The organism is Rhodococcus erythropolis NBRC 15567, assembly GCF_001552595.1.
In the GTDB taxonomy this organism is placed as follows: Bacteria; Actinomycetota; Actinomycetes; order Mycobacteriales; family Mycobacteriaceae; genus Rhodococcus_F; species Rhodococcus_F erythropolis.
On sequence record NZ_BCRM01000005.1, the window covers coordinates 289530 to 310335 of the forward strand.

Annotated in this window: 17 protein-coding genes; 3 read left to right on the forward strand and 14 right to left on the reverse strand. The window is 64.3% G+C overall.

What is annotated here, in order from left to right:
- Positions 1-5: 5 nt before the first annotated feature.
- From RE4_RS10815 to RE4_RS10825, 3 genes are read right to left on the reverse strand one after another with little or no spacing between them, the layout of a single operon-like run.
- Positions 6-539 (reverse strand): hypothetical protein, encoded by a 534-nt coding sequence (locus RE4_RS10815; RefSeq protein WP_003944797.1) that lies wholly within the window; start codon positions 537-539, stop codon positions 6-8.
- Between the two features lie 55 nt (positions 540-594).
- On the reverse strand, positions 595-1191 hold the full coding sequence (locus tag RE4_RS10820) for a hypothetical protein (protein ID WP_003944858.1): 597 nt from the start codon (positions 1189-1191) through the stop codon (positions 595-597).
- A gap of 31 nt (positions 1192-1222) precedes the next feature.
- Complete coding sequence (locus RE4_RS10825) at positions 1223-1930, reverse strand: TVP38/TMEM64 family protein (RefSeq protein WP_060938559.1); 708 nt, start codon at positions 1928-1930, stop codon at positions 1223-1225.
- A gap of 423 nt (positions 1931-2353) precedes the next feature.
- Here RE4_RS10825 and mutA point away from each other — a divergent pair, with 423 nt between their 5' ends.
- Genes mutA through meaB form a run of 3 tightly spaced genes read left to right on the forward strand, consistent with a single transcriptional unit; the run spans position 2354 to position 7508 of the window.
- Positions 2354-4249 carry a methylmalonyl-CoA mutase small subunit gene (gene mutA, locus RE4_RS10830; protein ID WP_020969616.1) on the forward strand — a complete coding sequence of 632 codons (1896 nt, stop codon included), beginning with the start codon at positions 2354-2356 and terminating at the stop codon, positions 4247-4249.
- A complete protein-coding gene (gene scpA / locus RE4_RS10835; RefSeq protein ID WP_019748436.1) occupies positions 4246-6498 on the forward strand; it encodes a methylmalonyl-CoA mutase in 2253 nt (750 codons plus the stop codon). Before mutA ends, scpA begins: the two co-directional genes overlap by 4 nt.
- A gap of 17 nt (positions 6499-6515) precedes the next feature.
- Entirely contained in the window at positions 6516-7508 is a 993-nt protein-coding gene (gene meaB, locus RE4_RS10840) for a methylmalonyl Co-A mutase-associated GTPase MeaB (protein WP_003945003.1), read from the forward strand.
- Positions 7509-7568: 60 nt separating this feature from the next.
- Here meaB and RE4_RS10845 read toward each other — a convergent pair whose 3' ends face one another.
- The 11 genes from RE4_RS10845 to gnd form a co-directional block, all read right to left on the reverse strand.
- On the reverse strand, positions 7569-8516 hold the full coding sequence (locus RE4_RS10845; RefSeq protein WP_019748438.1) for a sulfite exporter TauE/SafE family protein: 948 nt from the start codon (positions 8514-8516) through the stop codon (positions 7569-7571).
- Positions 8517-8746: 230 nt separating this feature from the next.
- Positions 8747-9781, reverse strand: a complete 1035-nt coding sequence (locus RE4_RS10850; protein WP_019748440.1) for a nucleoside hydrolase — start codon at positions 9779-9781, stop codon at positions 8747-8749.
- Positions 9774-10250 carry an OsmC family protein gene (locus RE4_RS10855; protein WP_019748441.1) on the reverse strand — a complete coding sequence of 159 codons (477 nt, stop codon included), beginning with the start codon at positions 10248-10250 and terminating at the stop codon, positions 9774-9776. Before RE4_RS10855 ends, RE4_RS10850 begins: the two co-directional genes overlap by 8 nt.
- Before the next feature lie 31 nt (positions 10251-10281).
- Positions 10282-11595: a CoA transferase gene (locus RE4_RS10860; RefSeq protein WP_060938560.1), complete on the reverse strand. Its 1314-nt coding sequence runs from the start codon at positions 11593-11595 to the stop codon at positions 10282-10284.
- 18 nt (positions 11596-11613) lie between these two features.
- Positions 11614-12492 carry a hypothetical protein gene (locus tag RE4_RS10865; protein WP_060938561.1) on the reverse strand — a complete coding sequence of 293 codons (879 nt, stop codon included), beginning with the start codon at positions 12490-12492 and terminating at the stop codon, positions 11614-11616.
- A gap of 3 nt (positions 12493-12495) precedes the next feature.
- Complete coding sequence (locus tag RE4_RS10870; protein ID WP_060938562.1) at positions 12496-13584, reverse strand: hemolysin family protein; 1089 nt, start codon at positions 13582-13584, stop codon at positions 12496-12498.
- Complete coding sequence (locus RE4_RS10875; protein WP_019748444.1) at positions 13577-14959, reverse strand: hemolysin family protein; 1383 nt, start codon at positions 14957-14959, stop codon at positions 13577-13579. Before RE4_RS10875 ends, RE4_RS10870 begins: the two co-directional genes overlap by 8 nt.
- Positions 14960-15270: 311 nt before the next feature.
- Positions 15271-16707 carry a GuaB1 family IMP dehydrogenase-related protein gene (locus RE4_RS10880; protein ID WP_020969620.1) on the reverse strand — a complete coding sequence of 479 codons (1437 nt, stop codon included), beginning with the start codon at positions 16705-16707 and terminating at the stop codon, positions 15271-15273.
- 3 nt (positions 16708-16710) lie between these two features.
- Positions 16711-17592, reverse strand: a complete 882-nt coding sequence (locus RE4_RS10885; RefSeq protein WP_020907757.1) for a DMT family transporter — start codon at positions 17590-17592, stop codon at positions 16711-16713.
- A gap of 4 nt (positions 17593-17596) precedes the next feature.
- Entirely contained in the window at positions 17597-19099 is a 1503-nt protein-coding gene (locus RE4_RS10890; protein WP_060938563.1) for a DEAD/DEAH box helicase, read from the reverse strand.
- A gap of 62 nt (positions 19100-19161) precedes the next feature.
- Positions 19162-20619: an NADP-dependent phosphogluconate dehydrogenase gene (gene gnd / locus RE4_RS10895; RefSeq protein WP_007730904.1), complete on the reverse strand. Its 1458-nt coding sequence runs from the start codon at positions 20617-20619 to the stop codon at positions 19162-19164.
- Between the last annotated feature and the right edge of the window lie 187 nt (positions 20620-20806).

A 20806-nucleotide genomic window follows, 5' to 3' on the forward strand; every position in this document is an offset into this window, starting at 1 on the left:
GTCACCTACGTGATGAGTGCCCGTCCCGTTCCGCATACAGCGATCGCCCAGAGGACACTGACGAAGGTTCCCATGATGAACTGCTCGGACGCGTGAGGTTCGCGAAGTTCCGGGTACCGTGCGAGCCCCTTGACTGCCAAGACGATCGCGATCCCCTCCGGCCAGGTTGCGAGAATCGACGCCGCCACCGCGAGCCGTTCGAGGATGCCGATCACACGTCCGCCGCGAAGAGGTCCGGCGTCCGGTGCCGGGCTCCCGTCCGGTTGGCGACGAGCGATCTTGAAGGTGGCAAGTACCAACGGTGCACCGGCCGTGGCGGCGGCAAGTACGCACAGGACAAGCGTCGCCCCGAGAGCGAAACCGGTGACCGGGGTCGTTCGGGTCGATGCCAGTGCGGCAACACCCAGCGCCGGAAGAGCCACCACGGACGACGCCCATTCGGGGACTTCCAGTCGACCACGACTGAGCGGTCCCAGTGCCGCCGCAACTGCTGGTGCCGCGGCGGCGACGGCGAGCGCGATCAACGCCAGAACGACCATGTATTCGAGCCCCCTGCTGTGTCGACGAGTTTGTACCGGTGCGAGCGTGAGCAGTCTAGGGCTGGAGTCTGACCAAAAGTCGTTCTGCGAGTCTGCGCCCGGCGAGTTCTGCGTGCCACCCGGCTGTCAGGAGTCGCTTGGACATGGCTTGCTTGGTGATTCCGAGGTGGGCTGCCGCGCTGACCTGAGTGAGTCCGCTGTCCATCAGAGCGATGGCTTCGCGTCCGTCCTTCGTCTGTCTCGTGACAATCGTTCCGAGCAAGGTGAACGCGGCATCGACATCGGCGGCGAGTTCGTCGCGTGAGCTATCGGCCGGCGCCTGTTCGACAGCAATTCTGGCCGGAGCTCGCTTGGCTCGCTCGACGGCGATCCGAGCAGCTTCGAATGCCGGTCCGCGTCCGGCCCGGGTCTGCCGTGGGAGAGGCTGCTCGACGGGACCGATCCCGATCCCGACACTCCAGTGCTCGCGCCGAATCAGCTCGAGTGCGACGAGGACGAGTAGCGCCGGATCGTCGGTCACCGCTTGAATCTCGTCGCCCGCCGTGCGCTCGAACGGCCGCAGGAGCCTGCGATCGGCCATGTCGTCGATGATGTCCCCGACGCGGTCGACATCGCGTCGGCTACCTCGCTGATCCACTGTCAGTACGAACATTAGTCAATGCTAGATAGTTGACTGTCAATAGTCAATCGTTTTGGGTTGACTCAATCAAATCAACCTCTTGAGATTGACCGTTGTCAACGATGGTTTCGCCCGGTGAAGGCTGACGGCGAGCGTCGAACACCAGACCGGCGATGCCGATCGCAATGCAGATCCCGGACAGAATCAGGAGACGAGGATCGGCTTCGCCGGAGAGCGCATCGCCCAGAACGACAATCCCAACAGTGCCGGGCAAGATGCCGACGACGGTGGCAAGGATGTAGGGCACGATCCGGATCGACGAAATGCCGCAGCAGTAGTTCACCACCGAGAAGGGGACAAACGCGATCAAGCGCAGAGAGCCGACGGCCAGCCACCCCCGCTTTTCGATCCGCTCGTCCACCCGCCGGATCGTCGGACTCGAAATCCGTTGCCACACGACGTCACGGCCGATGGCGCGGACCAGGTAGAGGGCCAGAACGGCGCTCACAGTCGTTGCCGCCACGGTAAGAGCGATGCCGGTCACCGAGCCGAAAAGAACCCCCGCACTGAGGGTGAAGACGGTGCGCGGGAACGGCGCGACGGTGACTATCGAATGAACCAGGAAGAACACGAGGGGAAACGCCGGGCCAACCGAGTCCGCCCACTCTCGCACCTGGGACACCGTGGGATGTGGGGCGAGGAGGGCTGCGAGGAACAAAGCGAGCACTACCAGGACTATTGCGATCAATCTTCGGTCCAGCAGGCGTCCCATCACAGGTCACAAGGCTACCTGCGAACGGTGAACCGGGCCGACTGCCGACCCGCAATCGTGAGTCGAACATTGCCACGGGGGCGGGAAAGCGACGTGCTCCAGGCGACAATGAAACGGCGCTGTGACGAAAACCACTAGGCTTTCGGAGTGGCCTTCACCTGTAGTCCCGGCCAGTGAAACGAACTCGCGGGTAACCCGTAAACATGCTGAACAATCGCTAGGTAAGGGCCGGTCACACGTGCACGAACGACCGAATCTGCACGTCGTCTGACCGGTCGGAAAGTGGCCGCGAACAGCCCTGTGAAGAACATGACGTGATCCTCACGATATCTGGGCTCAACCGCGGGTTAGCATCACAGAACTAACGAACAAATCCGATTATCGGTAAAGCGCTCACGCAAAAAATGAGAGGGAGCGGACACAGTGTCATTAGCTTCAGAAGCCGAGGCTGTCGAGCAGGCGTACGCGGAGTGGCAGCGCTCCGTAGCCGGTGTGCTCGCCAAGTCCCGCAGAGTCGATGCGGCAGAGCTGGGCCCCGAGCCACAGAAACTGCTCGAAACCGTCACCTACGACGGTGTCACTGTCGCACCGCTCTACAGCCCACGCGACGAGCGTCCCGAGCAGAGCTTGCCGGGCACGTTTCCGTACGTGCGTGGCGTCGACGCTCACCGTGATGTCAATGCCGGTTGGTTGGTTTCCGCTGCATTCGGAACCGCTTCGGCGGCCGAGACTAATCGCGCCATCCTGGACGCCCTCGAAAACGGAGTCAGCGCACTCTGGTTGAAGGTGGGCGCCGACGGCGTTCCGGTCACCGACCTCGCCGCTGCGCTCGAGGGCGTTCTTCTCGACCTCGCACCGCTCACGCTCGACGCAGGCGCCGAGGTGAACGATGCAGCCCGCGCACTCTTCTCTCTCCTCGATGCTCGCGGCGAAGCCGGCGACGGCGTCAGTGATCGCAGCAGTATCCGAGTCCACCTCGGTGCAGCGCCGCTGACCAGTTCGTTCTCCGGCGCAGCCGACGTCGAATTTGCAGGCGCCGTCGAGTTGGCCGCCCTCGCTGCAGCTCGCGCGGAAACCGTGCACGCGATCACCGTCGACGGCACGGCCTTCCACAACGCGGGTGCCGGCGACGCCGAGGAACTCGGAGCCGCGATTGCCGCCGGACTCGAATACCTCCGCGCACTCACCGCAGAGAGCGGTCTGACCATCGGTGCTGCGTTGTCGCAGTTGGCTTTCCGCTACTCGGCAACCGACGATCAGTTCCAGACCATCGCGAAGTTCCGCGCCGCACGTCTCGTGTGGGCCCGCATCGCTCAGGTCTGTGGAGCTTCCGACTTCGGTGGAGCGCCGCAGCACGCAGTCACCTCCGCCGCGATGATGGCTCAGCGTGATCCCTGGGTGAACATGCTGCGCACGACCCTCGCCGCATTCGGCGCCGGCGTCGGCGGAGCAGATGCAGTGACTGTTCTTCCGTTCGACGTCGCCCTGGCCGACGGCACCCTTGGTGTCAGCAAGTCCTTCTCCTCGCGCATCGCGCGCAACACGCAGTTGCTTCTCCTCGAGGAGTCGCACCTGGGCCGCGTGCTCGATCCGTCGGCGGGCTCCTGGTACGTCGAGGACCTGACGCAGCAGATCGCCGCCACCGCGTGGGAGTTCTTCCAGGAAATCGAAGCAGCCGGCGGATATCTGGCGGCACTCGAAGCGGGAATCGTCTCCGGTCGTATCGCTGCCACGAAGGCCAAGCGCGACTCCGACATCGCACACCGTAAGACCACGGTCACCGGTGTCAACGAGTTCCCGAACCTCGGCGAAACGCCGCTGTCCGCCGAAGCCGTCGAGCCCGGCCAGTCCGTCGCCCGCTACGCAGCTGCATTCGAAGCGCTTCGTGACCGTTCGGACGCGTTCCTCGCCGCCGGCGGCGCCCGTCCCACTGCGCTTCTCGCGCCGCTGGGCTCGGTTGCAGAACACAACGTGCGCACCACGTTTGCGTCCAACCTGCTCGCTTCGGGTGGTATCGACGCAGTCAACCCCGGCCCCCTCGAGGTAGGCGCAGAAGCCATCTCCGCAGCCGTCAAGGCTTCCGGTGCCACCGTCGCGGTGCTGTGCGGCACGGACAAGCGCTACGGCGAGAGCGCCGCAGCGGCCGTCGCCGAACTTCGCGCTGCAGGCATCACCAAGGTGCTGCTCGCAGGACCGGAAAAGGCAGTCGCCGACGCGACCGGCGATTCTCGCCCGGACGGATTCCTCACAGCCCGCATCGACGCAGTGTCGGCTCTGACCGAACTGCTCGACTTCATCGAGACGGGAAGCTCCAAGTGACGACACGAGAGGTCAAGCACGTGATCGGCAGTTTCGCCGAGGTCCCACTCGAGGACCCGCAGTCTCCGGCACCCACACCGCCGTCGGTCGAGCAGGCACAGGCGCTCATCGAAGAGGGCGCAAACGCCAACAACTACGCCGCCGAGCAGGTTGTCTGGTCCACCCCGGAAGGCATCGACGTCAAGCCGGTGTACACCGGTGCGGACCGCACGGCCGCCGCCGAGTCCGGTTACCCGCTCGACAGCTTCCCGGGCGCAGCGCCGTTCCTGCGTGGTCCGTACCCGACCATGTACGTGAACCAGCCGTGGACCATTCGCCAGTACGCCGGATTCTCCACTGCCGCGGAGTCGAATGCGTTCTACCGTCGTAACCTCGCGGCCGGTCAGAAGGGCCTCTCGGTTGCCTTCGACCTCGCCACACACCGCGGCTACGACTCCGATCATCCTCGCGTTGCGGGTGACGTCGGAATGGCCGGTGTCGCAATCGATTCCATCCTCGACATGCGTCAGCTCTTCGACGGAATCGACCTCTCGCAGGTGTCGGTCTCGATGACGATGAACGGCGCTGTGCTCCCGATTCTCGCGCTGTACGTCGCTGCGGCAGGCGAGCAAGGCGTCACCCCGGACAAGCTGGCCGGAACGATCCAGAACGACATCCTCAAAGAGTTCATGGTTCGTAACACCTACATCTATCCGCCCAAGCCCTCGATGCGGATCATCTCGGACATCTTCGCGTACTCCAGCGCGGAAATGCCGAAGTACAACTCCATCTCCATCTCGGGCTACCACATCCAGGAAGCCGGAGCGACGGCCGATCTGGAACTGGCGTACACCCTTGCGGACGGCGTCGAGTACATCCGCGCCGGCCTCGACGCCGGTATGGACATCGACAAGTTCGCACCGCGCCTGTCCTTCTTCTGGGCCATCGGCATGAACTTCTTCATGGAGGTCGCCAAGCTCCGCGCCGGACGCCTCCTGTGGGCCGAGCTTGTTGCCAAGTTCGATCCCAAGAGCGCGAAGTCGCTCTCGCTGCGTACCCACTCGCAGACCTCGGGCTGGTCTCTGACCGCGCAGGACGTCTTCAACAACGTTCCGCGTACCTGCGTCGAAGCCATGGCTGCCACCCAGGGCCACACACAGTCGCTGCACACCAACGCACTCGACGAGGCCATCGCACTGCCGACGGACTTCTCCGCCCGCATCGCCCGTAACACCCAGTTGCTGCTGCAGCAGGAATCCGGCACCGTGCGTCCCATCGACCCGTGGGGCGGCTCGTACTACGTCGAGTGGCTCACCAACGAACTCGCCAACCGGGCTCGTAAGCACATCGAAGAGGTCGAGGAAGCCGGCGGAATGGCTCAGGCCATCAACGAAGGCATCCCGAAGCTGCGCATCGAGGAAGCTGCCGCCCGCACCCAGGCACGCATCGACTCCGGTCGGCAGCCGCTCGTCGGCGTCAACAAGTACGTTCCCGACGAGGTCGACACCATCGAAGTTCTCAAGGTCGAGAACTCCAAGGTCCGCAAGGAACAGCTCGAGAAGCTGGTTCGCCTTCGCGCAGAACGTGATCCGGAAGCCGTCGAGGCCGCACTCGCGAACCTCACCCGCGCTGCCGCATCCACCGAAGGCGGCATGGAGAACAACCTCCTCGCCCTCGCTGTCGTCGCCGCCCGTGCGATGGCTACCGTCGGCGAGATTTCCGACGCCCTCGAAAAGGTGTACGGACGCCACCAGGCCGAGATCCGCACCATCAGTGGTGTGTACCGCGACGAGGCAGGAACGGTGAGCAACATCAGCAAGGCGATGGAACTGGTCGAGAAGTTCGCCGAGGACGAGGGACGTCGTCCCCGTATTCTCGTCGCGAAGATGGGCCAGGACGGTCACGACCGTGGCCAGAAGGTCATCTCAACGGCCTTCGCGGACATCGGATTCGACGTCGACGTCGGACCGCTGTTCCAGACTCCCGAAGAGGTCGCCAATCAGGCGGCCGACAACGACGTCCACGTAGTCGGTGTGTCGTCGTTGGCAGCCGGTCACCTCACCTTGGTGCCGGCGCTGCGGGAGGCTCTGGCTGCGGCCGGTCGTCCCGACATCATGATCGTCGTCGGCGGCGTCATTCCGCCCGGTGACTTCGACGAACTCTACGAGGCCGGCGCTGCTGCCATCTTCCCGCCCGGAACCGTCATCGCCGACGCTGCCAGCGGATTGTTGGAGAAGCTCTCCGCCCAACTGGGTCACGACCACAGCTGAGAAGGGGGTCACTGAAGATGGCACGTCAGCCCATCGACATTGATTCCCTCGCCGAGGCGGTACGCGGGAATCAGCGTGCCGGCCTCGCTCGGGCGATCACCCTCGTCGAGTCCACTCGCGACGACCACCGGGCCCTTGCGCAGCAGCTTCTACTGAAGTTGCTGCCCGAGGCCGGGGGAGCGCACCGGATCGGCATCACCGGCGTTCCCGGCGTCGGCAAGTCGACCTTCATCGACGCGCTCGGAATGTACTTGCTGGGCAAGGGACATCGGGTTGCGGTGTTGGCGGTCGATCCGTCGTCCACCCGCACCGGCGGCTCGATTCTCGGCGACAAGACACGCATGGCTCGGCTCACCGTCGAACCGAATGCGTACATCCGGCCGTCACCGACGTCCGGCACGCTCGGTGGCGTTGCCAAGGCAACCCGCGAGACCATCGTGCTTCTCGAAGCTGCCGGTTTCGACGTCATCCTGGTGGAGACAGTGGGTGTCGGCCAGTCCGAAGTCACCGTTGCCAACATGGTGGACTGCTTTACGTTCCTGACCCTCGCGCGTACCGGTGATCAGCTCCAGGGCATCAAGAAGGGTGTCCTCGAGCTCGCAGATCTGGTGGCGGTCAACAAGGCCGATGGCAAGCATGAGCGCGAGGCAAAGGGTGCTGCCCGCGAACTTGCGGGAGCGCTTCGCCTGATCTACCCGCACGACGCCATCTGGAAGCCGCCCGTCATCACGATGAGCGGTCTCGAAGGTGTCGGGCTGGACGAGTTCTGGGGAACTGTCACCAAACACCGTGAGGTGCTCACCGAAGCAGGACAGTTCGAGGAGAAGCGTCGCAAGCAACAGGTCGATTGGACCTGGACGATGGTCAACGATCAGCTGCTACGCAGGCTCTCGAGCAACGATCGGGTGCGTGCGATCCGGGCCGACGTCGAGCAGAGCGTGCGTGACGGTTCGCTGACGGCAGCGTTGGCGGCGGGGCGAATTCTCGACGCGTTCGACGGAAGCAACTAGGGCGAAAAACAAAATCCCGGGTATCCGAGCGCGGATACCCGGGATTTCTTCTGTGACGAGCTATCGTTCGCGTTTGACCGCAGGCTCGGTGAGTTCGTTCTCGACAGCGAGTTCGACTCCCGTGAAATCGCCTTCTGCCTCGGCTGGGGTGAGCGTGGACCGCTTCCACGCGTAGAACAGCAACGCTGCCCACGCGCCGAGAATGGCCAGGTAGCCGGCCACTGTGACCGCCCCGGTGATGTCGAAGGATTTGAACAGCTTCTGTGCGTTGGTCAACACGATGACGCCGCCCACCGCCGTTCCGAGCAAGGTTGCAGGCACGCGGCTGACCAGCCACGCCGCGAACGGGGCAGCGATGACACCGCCGAGCGCGAGACCGGCGACAACGAGGAGGTTTCCCGCCGACTCACGACCCAATCCGACAAGAAATCCCAGCGACGCGGCCGACGCGACCAGAAACTCCGAGGCGCTGACCGAGCCGATCACGGTGCGCGGCGCGGTCTTGCCCCGCGAGAGCAGCGTGCTGGTGGTGATCGGACCCCAACCACCACCGCCGGATGCATCGATGAAACCACCGAACAGGCCGAGTGGGGACAGGAAACGTGCAGTGTGCGGAGTGGTACGAGCGTCCGCGACGGCCGGTGGGCGGACCGAAAAGCGAAGTGCCACATAGATACCGATGGCCAGCAGGATCGTCGCCGTGATGGGGACTGCCGCTTCGGTGGACAGACCCGATAGCACAGTTGCGCCGATGAATGCACCGACTGCGCCGGGCACACCGAGCTTGGCGACGAGCTTCCAGTCGATGTTCTTGAACTTCCAATGCGACACACCCGAAGCGAGGGTGGTGCCGACCTCGGCCAGGTGAACAGCGGCGCTGGCCTGAGCCGGACCGAGGCCACCGATCATCAACAGAGTGGTTGCGGTGACACCGAAGGCCATACCGAGGGCGCCGTCGACGAGCTGGGCGCCGACGCCGACAAGGGTGAACAAAAGAAGGTTGAACATGAGAAGACAGACTCCGAGCGAAGAAGCGACAAAGTCAGGGGTGCAGGCAGCGAGAATCGCCGCTCAGCAACACGCCTGATCGAAGCATGCGCTACGACGAGTGGGCCAGAACGCCATCAATCCGAGCGCAAATGCCGGGGAGGCATCGTGGCTGGAAATCTGCACGTCAGGTCCTTTGTTCTCGTTCGTTGGTGTTCTGTCCATGCGAGCATAGCCGGTGCCCGGCTCGGTCAACCCACGACGCGGGCGTAATTTCCCACTCGGTGGACAAGTCGATCGAAGAATTCCGCCGGATCGGTGCTGACCGCGATATCCGCGTTGGGCTCACGCTTCCAGTGCCCGACCCAGTCCGCGACCGTCGTTCCGATCAGCAGTGGACTCTCGGTTTCGACATCTACCGTTGCCGGCTTCAGTGTCGCCAAGCTCGGATCGAGCGCGACGGCAGCAGCAAAGGGATCATGCATGTGAGCAAGAAAGCCCTGGTCGTATTCACGATGGAATTCCATGTAGAACCGGATCGCGTCGGACATATGCCTGATCACGCTGTTGGACGCGGAACTGCGGACGTCGGGGCCGTCGTCAGGCGAGATGATCTCTTCCGGAGTGCTCCCGGCAGCTTCGGCGAGCCGACGCACATGTTCGGGGAACATCTCGATGGATTCGGTGACGTTGAGGCCGCAGATGATCGGGCGCCGGTGCGCGGGTACGACGGAGAACGCGTCGAACACCTCCTTGGCGGCGTGCGGATCCACCGAGACGTTCCACTCCGCGGTCGGCGTCGTGTTGCCCGGATAGTTGAACGACCCACCCATCACGACCAGTCGCTTCAGCAGAGACGGCAGATCGGGTTCACGTCTGATCGCCAGCGCAAGGTTGGTGAGCGGCCCCGTCACCAATCCGGTGAGTTGTCCGGGGTACTCCCGGACGAGATCCACCCAGAGGTCGGTGGCGGTTCGGACCGAGCGCTTGCGACCCGAATCGGGGAGGACGGCATGCCCGATCCCTTGCGGACCGTGAGTCTCCTCGGTGGTGCGCAACGGGATGACCAGTGGCTCGCGGGCGCCGAGTGCAACCTCGATGTGCGGGGCGCCGCAGAGCGCAAGCCAGTTCAAGTTGTTGGCCGCGACCTGTTCCACCGGAACGTTGCCGGCGGTGCTCGCTATCCCCAGAATCTCGGCTTCGGGGCTGGCAAGGAGATAGAGAAGCGCCAACGAGTCGTCGATGCCGGTGTCGACGTCGACGATGAGCTTGTGCGTATCACTCATCGGTGGCCACCAGGATCGTCGGTGAATGCAGGACAGGGAAGTTGACCGACCGAGCGATGAAGCACTTCGTGTGTGCGGGGCCGTGAAGCTCCTCGGCCTTCTCGACCATCGACGCCTCCGCGACCAATACCGTCGGATTCAACGTCACTTCGATGAACTGGCCGCCGCCATCGGATTCCTCGATCATGCTGCCGACCGGCTGATCGCTGTAGTCGAGAACGACGACCCCAGCGGCAGCTGCCAGACCGAGGTACCAGAGCATGTGGCATTGGGCGAGGGAGGCAACGAGCAGTTCCTCGGGGTTCCATCGCTGCGCGTCACCGCGGAACGAGGGATCGGAGCTGCCGAGAAGTTCCGGCTTTCCGACCGCGGATATTGCATGATTGCGCGAATATCCCTGCGTGCTGGACGTTCCGGTTCCCAGATCGCCCGTCCACTGAAGGTCGAGTGTGTAGGTATGTGACTTCACAGGTCCATCTTGCCCTGAATGTGCCGGTCCCTCAGTGTGCCCACTCCGCGCGATCCGATCCCCACGGATGGGCTGGTTCGGGGTAGTCCTCGAACTCTGCCAGCGCGGGTCGTGCGGTGGTCACGTCGGCATGGTTGACAACAACATTCAGGCCGGGAGCGGTCGGTAGACCGGGATGGACGGTTCGGCCGGGTGCGTCGAGAAGACGGGCGCCGGTGCTGGCCAATGACACGTCGACCTCGCGGCCACGGCCGTCCTGCGAGCGCAGCGTCAACGCGTCGAGGATCCCAGCTGCCAAGAAGTATCCGGTGGAGTGGTCGAGGGCCTGCGCTGGAAGTGCGCCCGGTTTCTCGTCGCCCTCGAGGAACGAGATACCGGATGCGGCCTGCACGATGCTGTCGAAGCCGCGGCGATTCGCCCACGGACCTTCCCATCCCCATGCGCTGACGCGCCCGTGAATCAGGTGGGCGGGAAGATCCTGCCCGATGAGTGCTTCGAGTGCGCCAGGACGGTAGCCGGTGACCAGTACGTCTGCGGTGTCGAGGAGTTCGCGGAATGCTGCCGCTTCCGCCGAGGACTTCAGGTCGAGAAGCGCCGACCGCTTGCCCTGGCCACTGTCGAGGTGCTGCCATCCGATCTCGGGGATCGCCGGAGGGTCGATCCGCAGAACGTCAGCGCCGACCAGCGCGAGGGCACGGGTCGCGACCGGGCCGGCGATGACGCGGGTCAGGTCGAGAACACGTGGGCGCGTCGGATGCGTGCGGGGTTTTCCCTCGTCGCGTACTCGGATGGATACCAGAGGCTCAGACCTCGCAGCTGCGCACTGCTCACTCAGGCGCCACTCGGTCTCGGTACGAACACGGACCGCGATGGCGCCGATCTCGGCGGCCTGCTGCTCGATCTCGATGGCGCTGAGTTCGGATATCCGTTGCGCCACTGCATCTTTAGGTGATCCATGGTCGAGTTCGAGGATGGCGAGCAGGCGGTCGCGATGGTGTGGATAGTTGCCGTGCGTGCGGACCCAACCGTCGCGGGCGGCAAAGAACCCCGAGTATTCGGAGAATCCGTTGATCGGTTCGCCGCCGATCCGGAACAGTCGATCGCTCGAGAAGGACGCGGCGATGCGCTCGGGATCGAGGGTCCAGTGTCCGTCGCCCGGGCTGGTTGACCGATGAATTGCCGAGGCGAAGGCCGCGACTGAGCCTGCAGCGAGGTCGAACACCGGCAAGTGCGCCGCAAGGAAGCCCGCCGAGTCCGGGCATTCGATGTGGCCGCGTCGGTCGTCGGTGTGCACCCCGACGTCACGTTGGTATTCGTCGAGATAGAACCCGTACCCGTGATCCATGTGGCGCCTTTCGGCAGTTCAGTGGCCGAGAAGCTCCCGGCACTTCTCTGCCAGCGTATCGCGGAGCGGCGCAGCACGATCCGCCAACTGTTGTTGCTGACGCACGTATTCGGCGCGGCCCGCGGGAGTTTCGATACGAATGGGGGAGTACCCGTACTCGGCGAGGTCGTATGGGCTCGCGCGCATGTCGAGTTCACGGGCCAGGAGCGCGTGTTCGAAGCACCGCATCACCAGATCGGAATCCACGAGTGGCAACAACTTGAAGCTCCACTTGTACAGATCCATACCCGCGTGCAGGCAGCCCGGCTGTTCGTGATCGATCTGAGTTTCGCGTGCAAGCGGGAGCGAGTTCTTGGGGGCCGCGTCCGGTGTGAAGAACCGGAACGCGTCGTAGTGCGTGCATTTGAGTGGCAGGGATTCGACGACCGCGTCGGTACCGGCGAACCCGAGCCGCAGCGGCACTGACTGGTGACGGATCGCGTCCTCGCCGCCGCGATAGACCATCGCCCATTCGTGGAGGCCGAAGCAACCCAGCACAGCGGGCCGCGCAGACGTCTGATTCAACAGATTCCACACGAATTCGACTGTGTGACGCCGACGCTCCAGCACGGCGGACTCGACCGTCGCGGTACCCGAATCGTCGACGCGGTAGCCGGAGAAGGCTGCGTATTCGCCGGCGTTCTCGAGTGCGACTCCGTACCCGGGGTGCCAGCGGCGCAGTTGGGCGGGCTTGAAGTTGTAGTACGTGAAGAGGAAGTCGTGCACCGGGTGAGAGATACCGGCGCTACGACGCGCTCGGTGCGGCTCGACGAGCTTCTCCACCTCCTCGAGGTGAAGTGCCCGCCGAGCCGTCCACTCGCTCTGTGCGAGTGCGAGTGAATGCACCGAACGTGTCATCGATCAGCTGTTTCTTTGTCCGGGAACAGCATCTGTGCCGCGGTGCGTGCCGTCGCGAACCGTTCCGACGTACTCCTCGAGCAGATCCTCGAGCGCGACGATACCGATCACGACTCCGTCGGCGTCCGTGACTGCGCCGAGGTGCGAGCTGGCCCGACGAAGGCCGGCTAACGCTTCGGCCAGCGGCGTGCTGAGCGGAACGATGGGCAACGGGCGGATATCCGATGTCGGAACGACGGTGTCCGGCCCGGCAGCTTCGTCGAGCACCTCGTCGAGCACATCCTTGAGGTGCACGTACCCGGCCAGCGATCCGTCGCTCGCTCGGACCGGGTAACGCGAGTATCCGGTCTCGATGACCGCACGCTCGATCTCACCCAGTGTTGTTCCCGACGGCGTGAGGGGAATGGTCCGCACCTTGTCGAGGGTGATCAGGACCTCGGAGACGGTGCGATCTGTCGATTCGAGTGCCTGCTTCAAGCGCCGGTGTTCTTCGGCGTCGATCAGACCCTCGGATCGCGATTCACCGATCATCGCGGACAACTCCACCGCCGAGACCGTGACATCGAGTTCGTCCTTGGGCTCGACGCGCAGGAGCTTGAGCACTCCGTTGGCGCAGAGGTTGTAGAACGCGATGATCGGGCGAGCGATCTTGATGAACGCCAGATGCACGGGAACGAGCAGCATGGCCGTCTTCTCGGGGCCCGCCAACGCGATGTTCTTGGGCACCATTTCGCCGAGGAGGATATGCAGCACGACGACCAGCGAGAGCGCGATCGCAAACGAAATCGGGTGTAGCAATCCGTCGGGAAGGCCGACGGCTTCCATCGGCACCTCGAGGAGATGCGCAATGGCGGGCTCGGCGACCTTACCGAGGAGGATCGAGCAGATCGTGATGCCCAGCTGAGCTGCCGCAAGCATCAGCGAGAGGTTCTCACCGGCCTTGATGACCGTGAGTGCCCGCTTCTTACCCTGCGCGACAAGTGCCTCGAGGCGGTCGCGTCGTGCGGAGATCAGCGCGAACTCCGCACCGACGAAGAATGCGTTACCGGCGAGCAGCACGGCGGTGAGGAGTACACCGAAGAGGTTATTCATCGTCGGACTCCTTCGTATCGTCGTCTGCGGATTCGGGTTCGACATGTGCCGGTACCGGCGTGATGGTCACTCGGTCGATACGACGGCCGTCCATACTGGTCACTCGGGCGATCCACTTGCCGCGGGAATCACCGGACGAGTCGACGTCGGGCAATTCCACTTCGTCACCCTCGTCGGGGATTCGGCCCAGTTCGGTGAGCACCAGACCGCCGAGCGTGTCGTAGTCGCCTTCGGGTGCGGTGTACCCGGTTGCCGACGTGACCTCGTCGATGCGCAACAGACCGGAGCACGACCAGCCGTCGCCGACGCGCTGTACGTCGAGTTCGGGTTCGTCGTGTTCGTCGCGCACATCACCGACGATTTCCTCGATGAGGTCTTCCATCGTGACGATGCCGGCTGTTCCGCCGTATTCGTCGACGACAAGAGCGACCTGCATGCCGTCGGAGCGGATCCGCTCCATGACGGTGTCTCCGTCCAGGCTCGACGGCACGACGGGAACACGTTGAGCCAGACTGTCGACGCGCGTCGTGCGCCTGCGCTCGGCCGGAACGGTGAATGCGTGTTTGATGTGTACGACGCCGACTGTGTCGTCGAGATCGCCGCGAACGACGGGGAAGCGCGAGTAGCCAGTTCGCGACGCCGTCACGATCAGGTCTGCGACGGTGTCCGAGAGTTCCAGCGATTCGATCTTCACTCGCGGAGTCATCAGCTCTTCTGCGGTGCGGTCACCGAACTGCAGCGAACGGTCGACGAGCATCGCCGTGCCCTTGTCGATGGACCCGCGCTGCGCGGACGTCCGCACGAGGGACCCGAGTTCCTGCGGTGATCGCGCCGAGCGCAATTCTTCCGCGGGTTCGATGCCCAGGCGTCGCACGATCCAGTTGGCGGTTCCGTTGAGGCCGTTGATGGCCCACCGGAAGATCAGCGAGAAGCCCGCTTGCAGGCCCGCAGTCGCGCGGGCGGTGGGCATCGGCTTGGAGATTGCGAGGTTCTTCGGTACGAGCTCACCGAAGATCATGGAGAACGAGGTCGCAATCACGAGCGCCAGGATCAAAGACGTTGTCGAGGCAGCGGATTCGCTGAGCCCGACGGCCTTCGTGACCGGTGTGATGAACCGTGCCAGAACGGGCTCGGCCAGGTAACCGGTGATCAGGGTTGTGATCGTGATACCCAGCTGAGCGCCGGAGAGCTGGAACGAGAGAGTCTTGTGCGCGTGTTGAACCTGCCGCGAGCGTCGGTCGCCGCCACGAGCAGCTTCGTCGACGGTGCTGCGTTCGAGCGCGGTCAGTGAGAATTCGGCCGCCACGAAGAGGGCGGTGCCTGCAGTCAGCGCGATGAAGCCGACCAGGCTGAGAATGGTGAAAACGATGTCCATGTGTCATCGCCACCTGAGGTGTGCACGGGGGCCGCCGGGTTTGTCTCCCGGCTCGCTAGAGGAGCCCTCCGAACCAGCGGAATCAGACGATTCCTCGGATAAAACGACGGGTGTAGCGCCGGGTAAGTGTGTGGGTGCCTCGGGCACCGGGTTCCTCTCGTCGGAGCCGAGTATTTCTCGGCTGTAGCGGGCTCGGTCGGGTCGCCGATGGGCACCCGACCGAGTTTTGTTTCCTGTTTACGGATCCAATGATACCGGCGGGTGCCCGGGAGCAGGGACCCGAGCACCCGCCGACTGTCATAAAACGTGGTTCACCAACCCGACGGAAGCGGCCGTCCTTCGGCGAATCCGGCGGCGGACTGCACTCCCAGAACTGCCTTCTCGTGCAGCTCCTCGAGTGAGCGCGCACCCGCGTACGTGCAGGTACTGCGTACGCCGGAACAAATCTGATCGATCAGGTCCTCGACTCCGGGGCGCTCGGGATCGAGACGCATCCGCGAACTGGAGATGCCTTCCTCGAACAATCCCTTACGGGCGCGATCGAAAGCCGTTTCGGTGGCTGTGCGAGCGGCAACAGCGCGCTTGGAGGCCATACCGAAGCTCTCCTTGTACGCGTTGCCCGCCTGATCGACTTTGAGATCGCCGGGGGACTCGTACGTGCCGGCGAACCACGAGCCGATCATGACGTTCGACGCGCCCGCCGCGAGGGCGAGTGCAACGTCGCGAGGGTGGCGAACGCCGCCGTCGGCCCAGACGTGCTTGCCGAGCTCGCGTGCTGCTGCAGCACATTCCGCGACGGCCGAGAACTGCGGGCGTCCGACGCCGGTCATCATGCGAGTCGTGCACATGGCTCCGGGCCCGACGCCGACCTTGACGATGTCCGCGCCTGCGGCGATCAGATCACGGGTTCCCTGTGCGGACACCACGTTGCCTGCAACCAACGGGACGCCGAGGTCGAGCGCCTTGAGGGTGGTGAGCGCATCGATCATTCTCTGCTGGTGACCGTGAGCTGTGTCCACGACGATCACGTCGGCACCGGCGTCGACGAGTGCCTTGGCCTTGGCGCCCACGTCACCGTTCACACCGACCGCTGCGGCGACCCGGAGTGCGCCGCGCTCGTCGACTGCGGGGTCGTAGATGCCGGCACGAATCGCGCCGGTGCGGGTGAGGACGCCGGCGAGGGTTCCGTCCTCGTTGACGATGACGGCCAACGGATCGTGCTTGGTTTCGAGCAGTTCGAAGACCTCACGCGGTGTGGCGGTGACCGGGGCGGTGACGAAGTCGGTGATCGCGACGGTACGTAGGCGAGTGAACCGATCGACATCCGCGCAGGCAGCCTCGGTGACGACACCGAGAGGCTTGCCGTCCTCGACCACCACGACTGCGCCGTGTGCACGCTTGGGTAGCAGCGCCAGCGCATCTGAGACGGCGTCGTCCGGACTCAGCGTGACCGGCGTATCAGCGACGAGGTGGCGGCTCTTGACGAACGCCACGGTCTCGGCGACCGCTTCGGTGGGGACGTCCTGCGGAATGATGACCAGTCCGCCGCGGCGGGCGACAGTCTCCGCCATGCGGCGGCCGGCGACTGCGGTCATATTGGCGACGACGACGGGAATGGTCGTTCCGGATCCGTCGGAAGAATTGAGATCGACGTCGAACCGAGAGGTGACCTCGGTCCGGTTAGGGACGAGGAAGACGTCGTCGTAGGTCAGGTCGTATGGGGGGCGTTGCCCTTCGAGGAACTGCACGTTTCACGAGCCTACCGTCGATTCCGCCGTAGCGCCCTCGGTATCGCGTGCTTGTGAGCGGGAGAGGGCGATCGTGGTCATGATCATGACGGCGACGGCGCACCCGATGAGAGCAATTCCGGGACCGTCGACGCGGAGGCGTTCGTCGAGAACCGTCATCCCCAGGAAGATGGCCGCGATCGGCTCGCCGATCGTCAGGGCAGGTAGCGACGCCGACAGGGGCCCGACCTGGAAAGCGCGCTGTTGGAGGTAGACCCCGATTGCGCCCGAGGCGATCAGCGCCCACGTCTGCCATGCCGAAATCACCCCGACGACGCCATGTCCGAGTAGGTCGGTGACGTACTTGGTGAATGCGACGGCCACGCCGTAGAAGATTCCGGCCGCGGAGCCGAGAAGCAGAGCGCGCCAGCCACCGTCGAGTTTGGACAAGCCGCCGATAGTTGCGACCACGGCCACTGCGACCGTGATCGTCAGTGGCACAGCCCAATCCGACCACGGAGCGTTGCTGTCTCCCTCGGTGGGATCGCCGACGACGAGGAAGATCGCCAAGGAAATCGCGAGCATGATCGCCAATGACCACGCAGAACGGGTGATGCGAATTCCCGAGAACCTGGCCGAAAGTGGCAGCGCGAACAGCAGCGAGGTCACGATCAGCGGCTGCACCACCAACACCGAACCCAACGACAGTGCAACGGCCTGCATGACGTAACCGCCGCCGTCACCGATCAGCCCGGCCCACCACCGAGGACTGCGAATCAACGACGCCACCAACGCCTCGCCCTCCGGAACCGCAGACGCGGCGCGCTGCTGAGCGACGGAGGCACACGCGAAGAGAAGCGCGGCGACGAGTGCGCAGAGAACAGAGATCAGTGGAAGATCACCCATTCCCTCAGTGTGCGCGCTTGCCCGCCCGATTTCCGGCAGACGGCTTTCCTGCGCCGGGTGCGCCGCGACGCGGGGTCAAGCCCTTGGACGCCAGACGCTCCGAACGGGTTGGGACCGGAGTGCCGTCCGCACGGATCTTCTTCACACTCTTCGGATCGGTGACGCGCCGCGAGGAAGCCGCGCGCTTGTCGCCGTCCTTCTTCATCCGTCCTCCGGCAGCGGTCCGGCCTGCAGTGTCGTGTTCCTGACGGCCACGCTTGGCGGTGTGCTTGACGGCGACCGTCGTATCGGGAGCTTCGACCGGTATTCCCGTCGGCTCCATCGCGCCGGTGATGCGCGTGAGCTCCAGATCGTCGGGGCGGACCCGCACGCCGTGAACCTTGATGCCTGCCTGCTTGGTCAACTTCTCGACCGAATCACGTTCTTCGTCGGTGACGATGGTGACGACGACGCCTGATTCCCCGGCGCGTGCCGTCCGGCCGGCCCGGTGCAGGTAGTCCTTCGCCTCCGCCGGGGGATCGACGTGAACGACGAGCGTCACGTCGTCGACATGGATTCCGCGCGCGGCGACATCGGTGGCGACCAGGACCGGTGTCGTCCCGTCGGAGAACGACGCGAGGGTCTTGGTCCGATTGTTCTGCGTCTTGCCGCCGTGCAGGGCGCCGGCCGAGACACCGATCAAATGCAGTTGCTGCGCAAGACGATCCACACCGTGCTTGGTCTTGACGAACATGATGGTCCGCCCCGCCCGTGAACCGATATGTGCGACAACGGATCTCTTGTCGTCGCGGTCGACGAAGAGCAGGTGATGCTCCATGGTCGAGACGGTGGCAACCGGGGGAGCAGTCGAGTGCGACGCCGGATTGCGCAGGTAACCCGCGACCAGATCGTCGACCTTGCCGTCGAGTGTTGCCGAGAAGAGAAGGCGCTGACCGTCTTTCGGTGTCGTGTCGAGAATCTTCGCAACCTCGTCGATGAAACCCATGTCTGCCATGTGGTCGGCTTCGTCGATGGTCGTGATCACGACGTCGTCGAGAATCACCGACTTCTGCTCGAGTAGGTCGAGTAGGCGCCCTGGGGTCGCGATCAGGAGATCGACGCCGCGGGCAAGGATGTCGGCCTGACGCTTGATCGGAACGCCACCGACCGCATTTGCCGCACGCAAACCGATCTCGGTAGCAGCGTCGTCGAGTGCCTTGTGGATCTGGATCGCCAGCTCACGGGTGGGAGCGAGCACCAAACCGCGCGGACGATTCCGCTTGCTCGCCCCACCCTTGAGGCGCACCAGCATCGGAAGCCCGAAGGCCAGAGTCTTTCCGGAACCCGTCGCGCCGCGCCCGAGGACATCCAGGCCGGCAAGAACATCGGGGATGGTTGCCGACTGAATGGGGAAGGGGGCATCGATGCCGCTACGGCGCAACGCGTGCACCATCACGGCGGGGATTCCGAGGTCGACGAACGAACGCCCTTCGGTCGAGGTGGGCGAGTCGATCGTCGATTCCTGCATTTGTCCAGGCTACCGGGTATCGGTAGACGCAGATGACCGCATCTACCGATACCCGCTGTGAATCAGGCCTCGATTTCGCTGCGGTCACCGCTCCACAGTGTGTGGAACTTGCCCGGCTTGTCGATGCGCTCGTAGGTGTGCGCGCCGAAGAAGTCGCGCTGACCCTGAGTCAGGGCGGCCGGCAGACGCTCCGCGCGGAGACCGTCGTAGTACGAGAGCGAAGACGCGAACGCCGGTACCGGAATGCCGAGCATCGTCGCGGTGGCGACCACACGGCGCCAGCTGTCGATGCCTGCCTCGATGGCCTCGCGGAAGTACGGCGCCAGAATCAAGCTCGGCAGGCTCGGATCCGCGTCGAACGCGTCCTTGATGCGGTTGAGGAACTGCGCACGGATGATGCAGCCACCGCGCCAGATCGTCGCCAGGTCGGCAGGCTTGAGGTTCCAGTCGTACTCGGCGCTGCCGGCAGCGATCTGATCGAAGCCCTGCGCGTACGCCACGATCTTCGACGCGTACAGCGCGGCCTGGATGTCGGCGGCGAACTGCTCGGCGTCAGCAGGCTTGTCGCCGAGAGAGCCGGCGGCCAGACCCTGCGCCTGAGCTGCGGCGCGCTGATTGCGGCTACCGGACAGTGCGCGAGCGAAAACGGCCTCGGCGATACCGGTGACCGGCACGCCCAGATCCAGAGCGGACTTGACCGTCCAGCGGCCCGTGCCCTTCTGCTCGGCAGCGTCGACGATGACGTCGACCAACGGCTTGCCCGTCTCGGCGTCGACCTGGCGGAGCACCTCGGCGGTGATCTCGATCAAGTAGGACTCGAGCGTGCCCTTGTTCCACTCGGTGAAGACGTCTGCGACCTGACCGGCGTCGTAACCGAGTGCGTCGCGGAAGAGGTTGTACGCCTCGCCGATGAGCTGCATGTCGGCGTACTCGATGCCGTTGTGCACCATCTTGACGAAGTGACCGCTGCCGTCGGGGCCGATGTGCGTGCAGCACGGGGTGCCGTCGACGTGAGCGGAGATGGACTCGAGAAGCGGGCCGAGAGCCTCGTAGGACTCCTTCGGGCCGCCGGGCATGATCGACGGACCGTTGAGTGCGCCTTCTTCGCCACCGGAGATACCAGCGCCGACGAAGTGCAGACCGCGGGCGCGGATCGCTGCTTCACGACGGATCGTGTCGGTGTAGAGCGAGTTGCCACCGTCGATGATGATGTCGCCGGGCTCCATGGCGTTCGCGAGCTCTTCGATCACGGCGTCGGTCGGGGCGCCGGCCTTGACCATGATCAGGACGCGTCGCGGCTTCTGCAGTGCGGCAACAAACTCCTCGACGGTCTCGGTGCGCACGAAATCGCCCTCGGAACCATGCTCGGCGATCAGGGCATCGGTCTTCGCGATGCTGCGGTTGTGCAGGGCAACGGTGTGACCGTGGCGGGCGAAATTGCGGGCAATATTCGAACCCATGACGGCCAGGCCGGTGACGCCGATCTGAGCTCGGGGTGATTCGGTGCTAGTGGTTGACATACTTACAGCTTTCCCTCTCGGTCCGCGGCTGTGAAATCCTGCGCTGTGCGCAGCCGAAAACGGTGCGGCCGCGACGCGCGTGAACATCAGACCGTGCATACAAAACACGGATGCAGATCACTTTAATTGCAGTGACCTGCATCCGTCTCGATACAGCTTCCGGCACAGCCGGAAGGTTCTCAGTGTT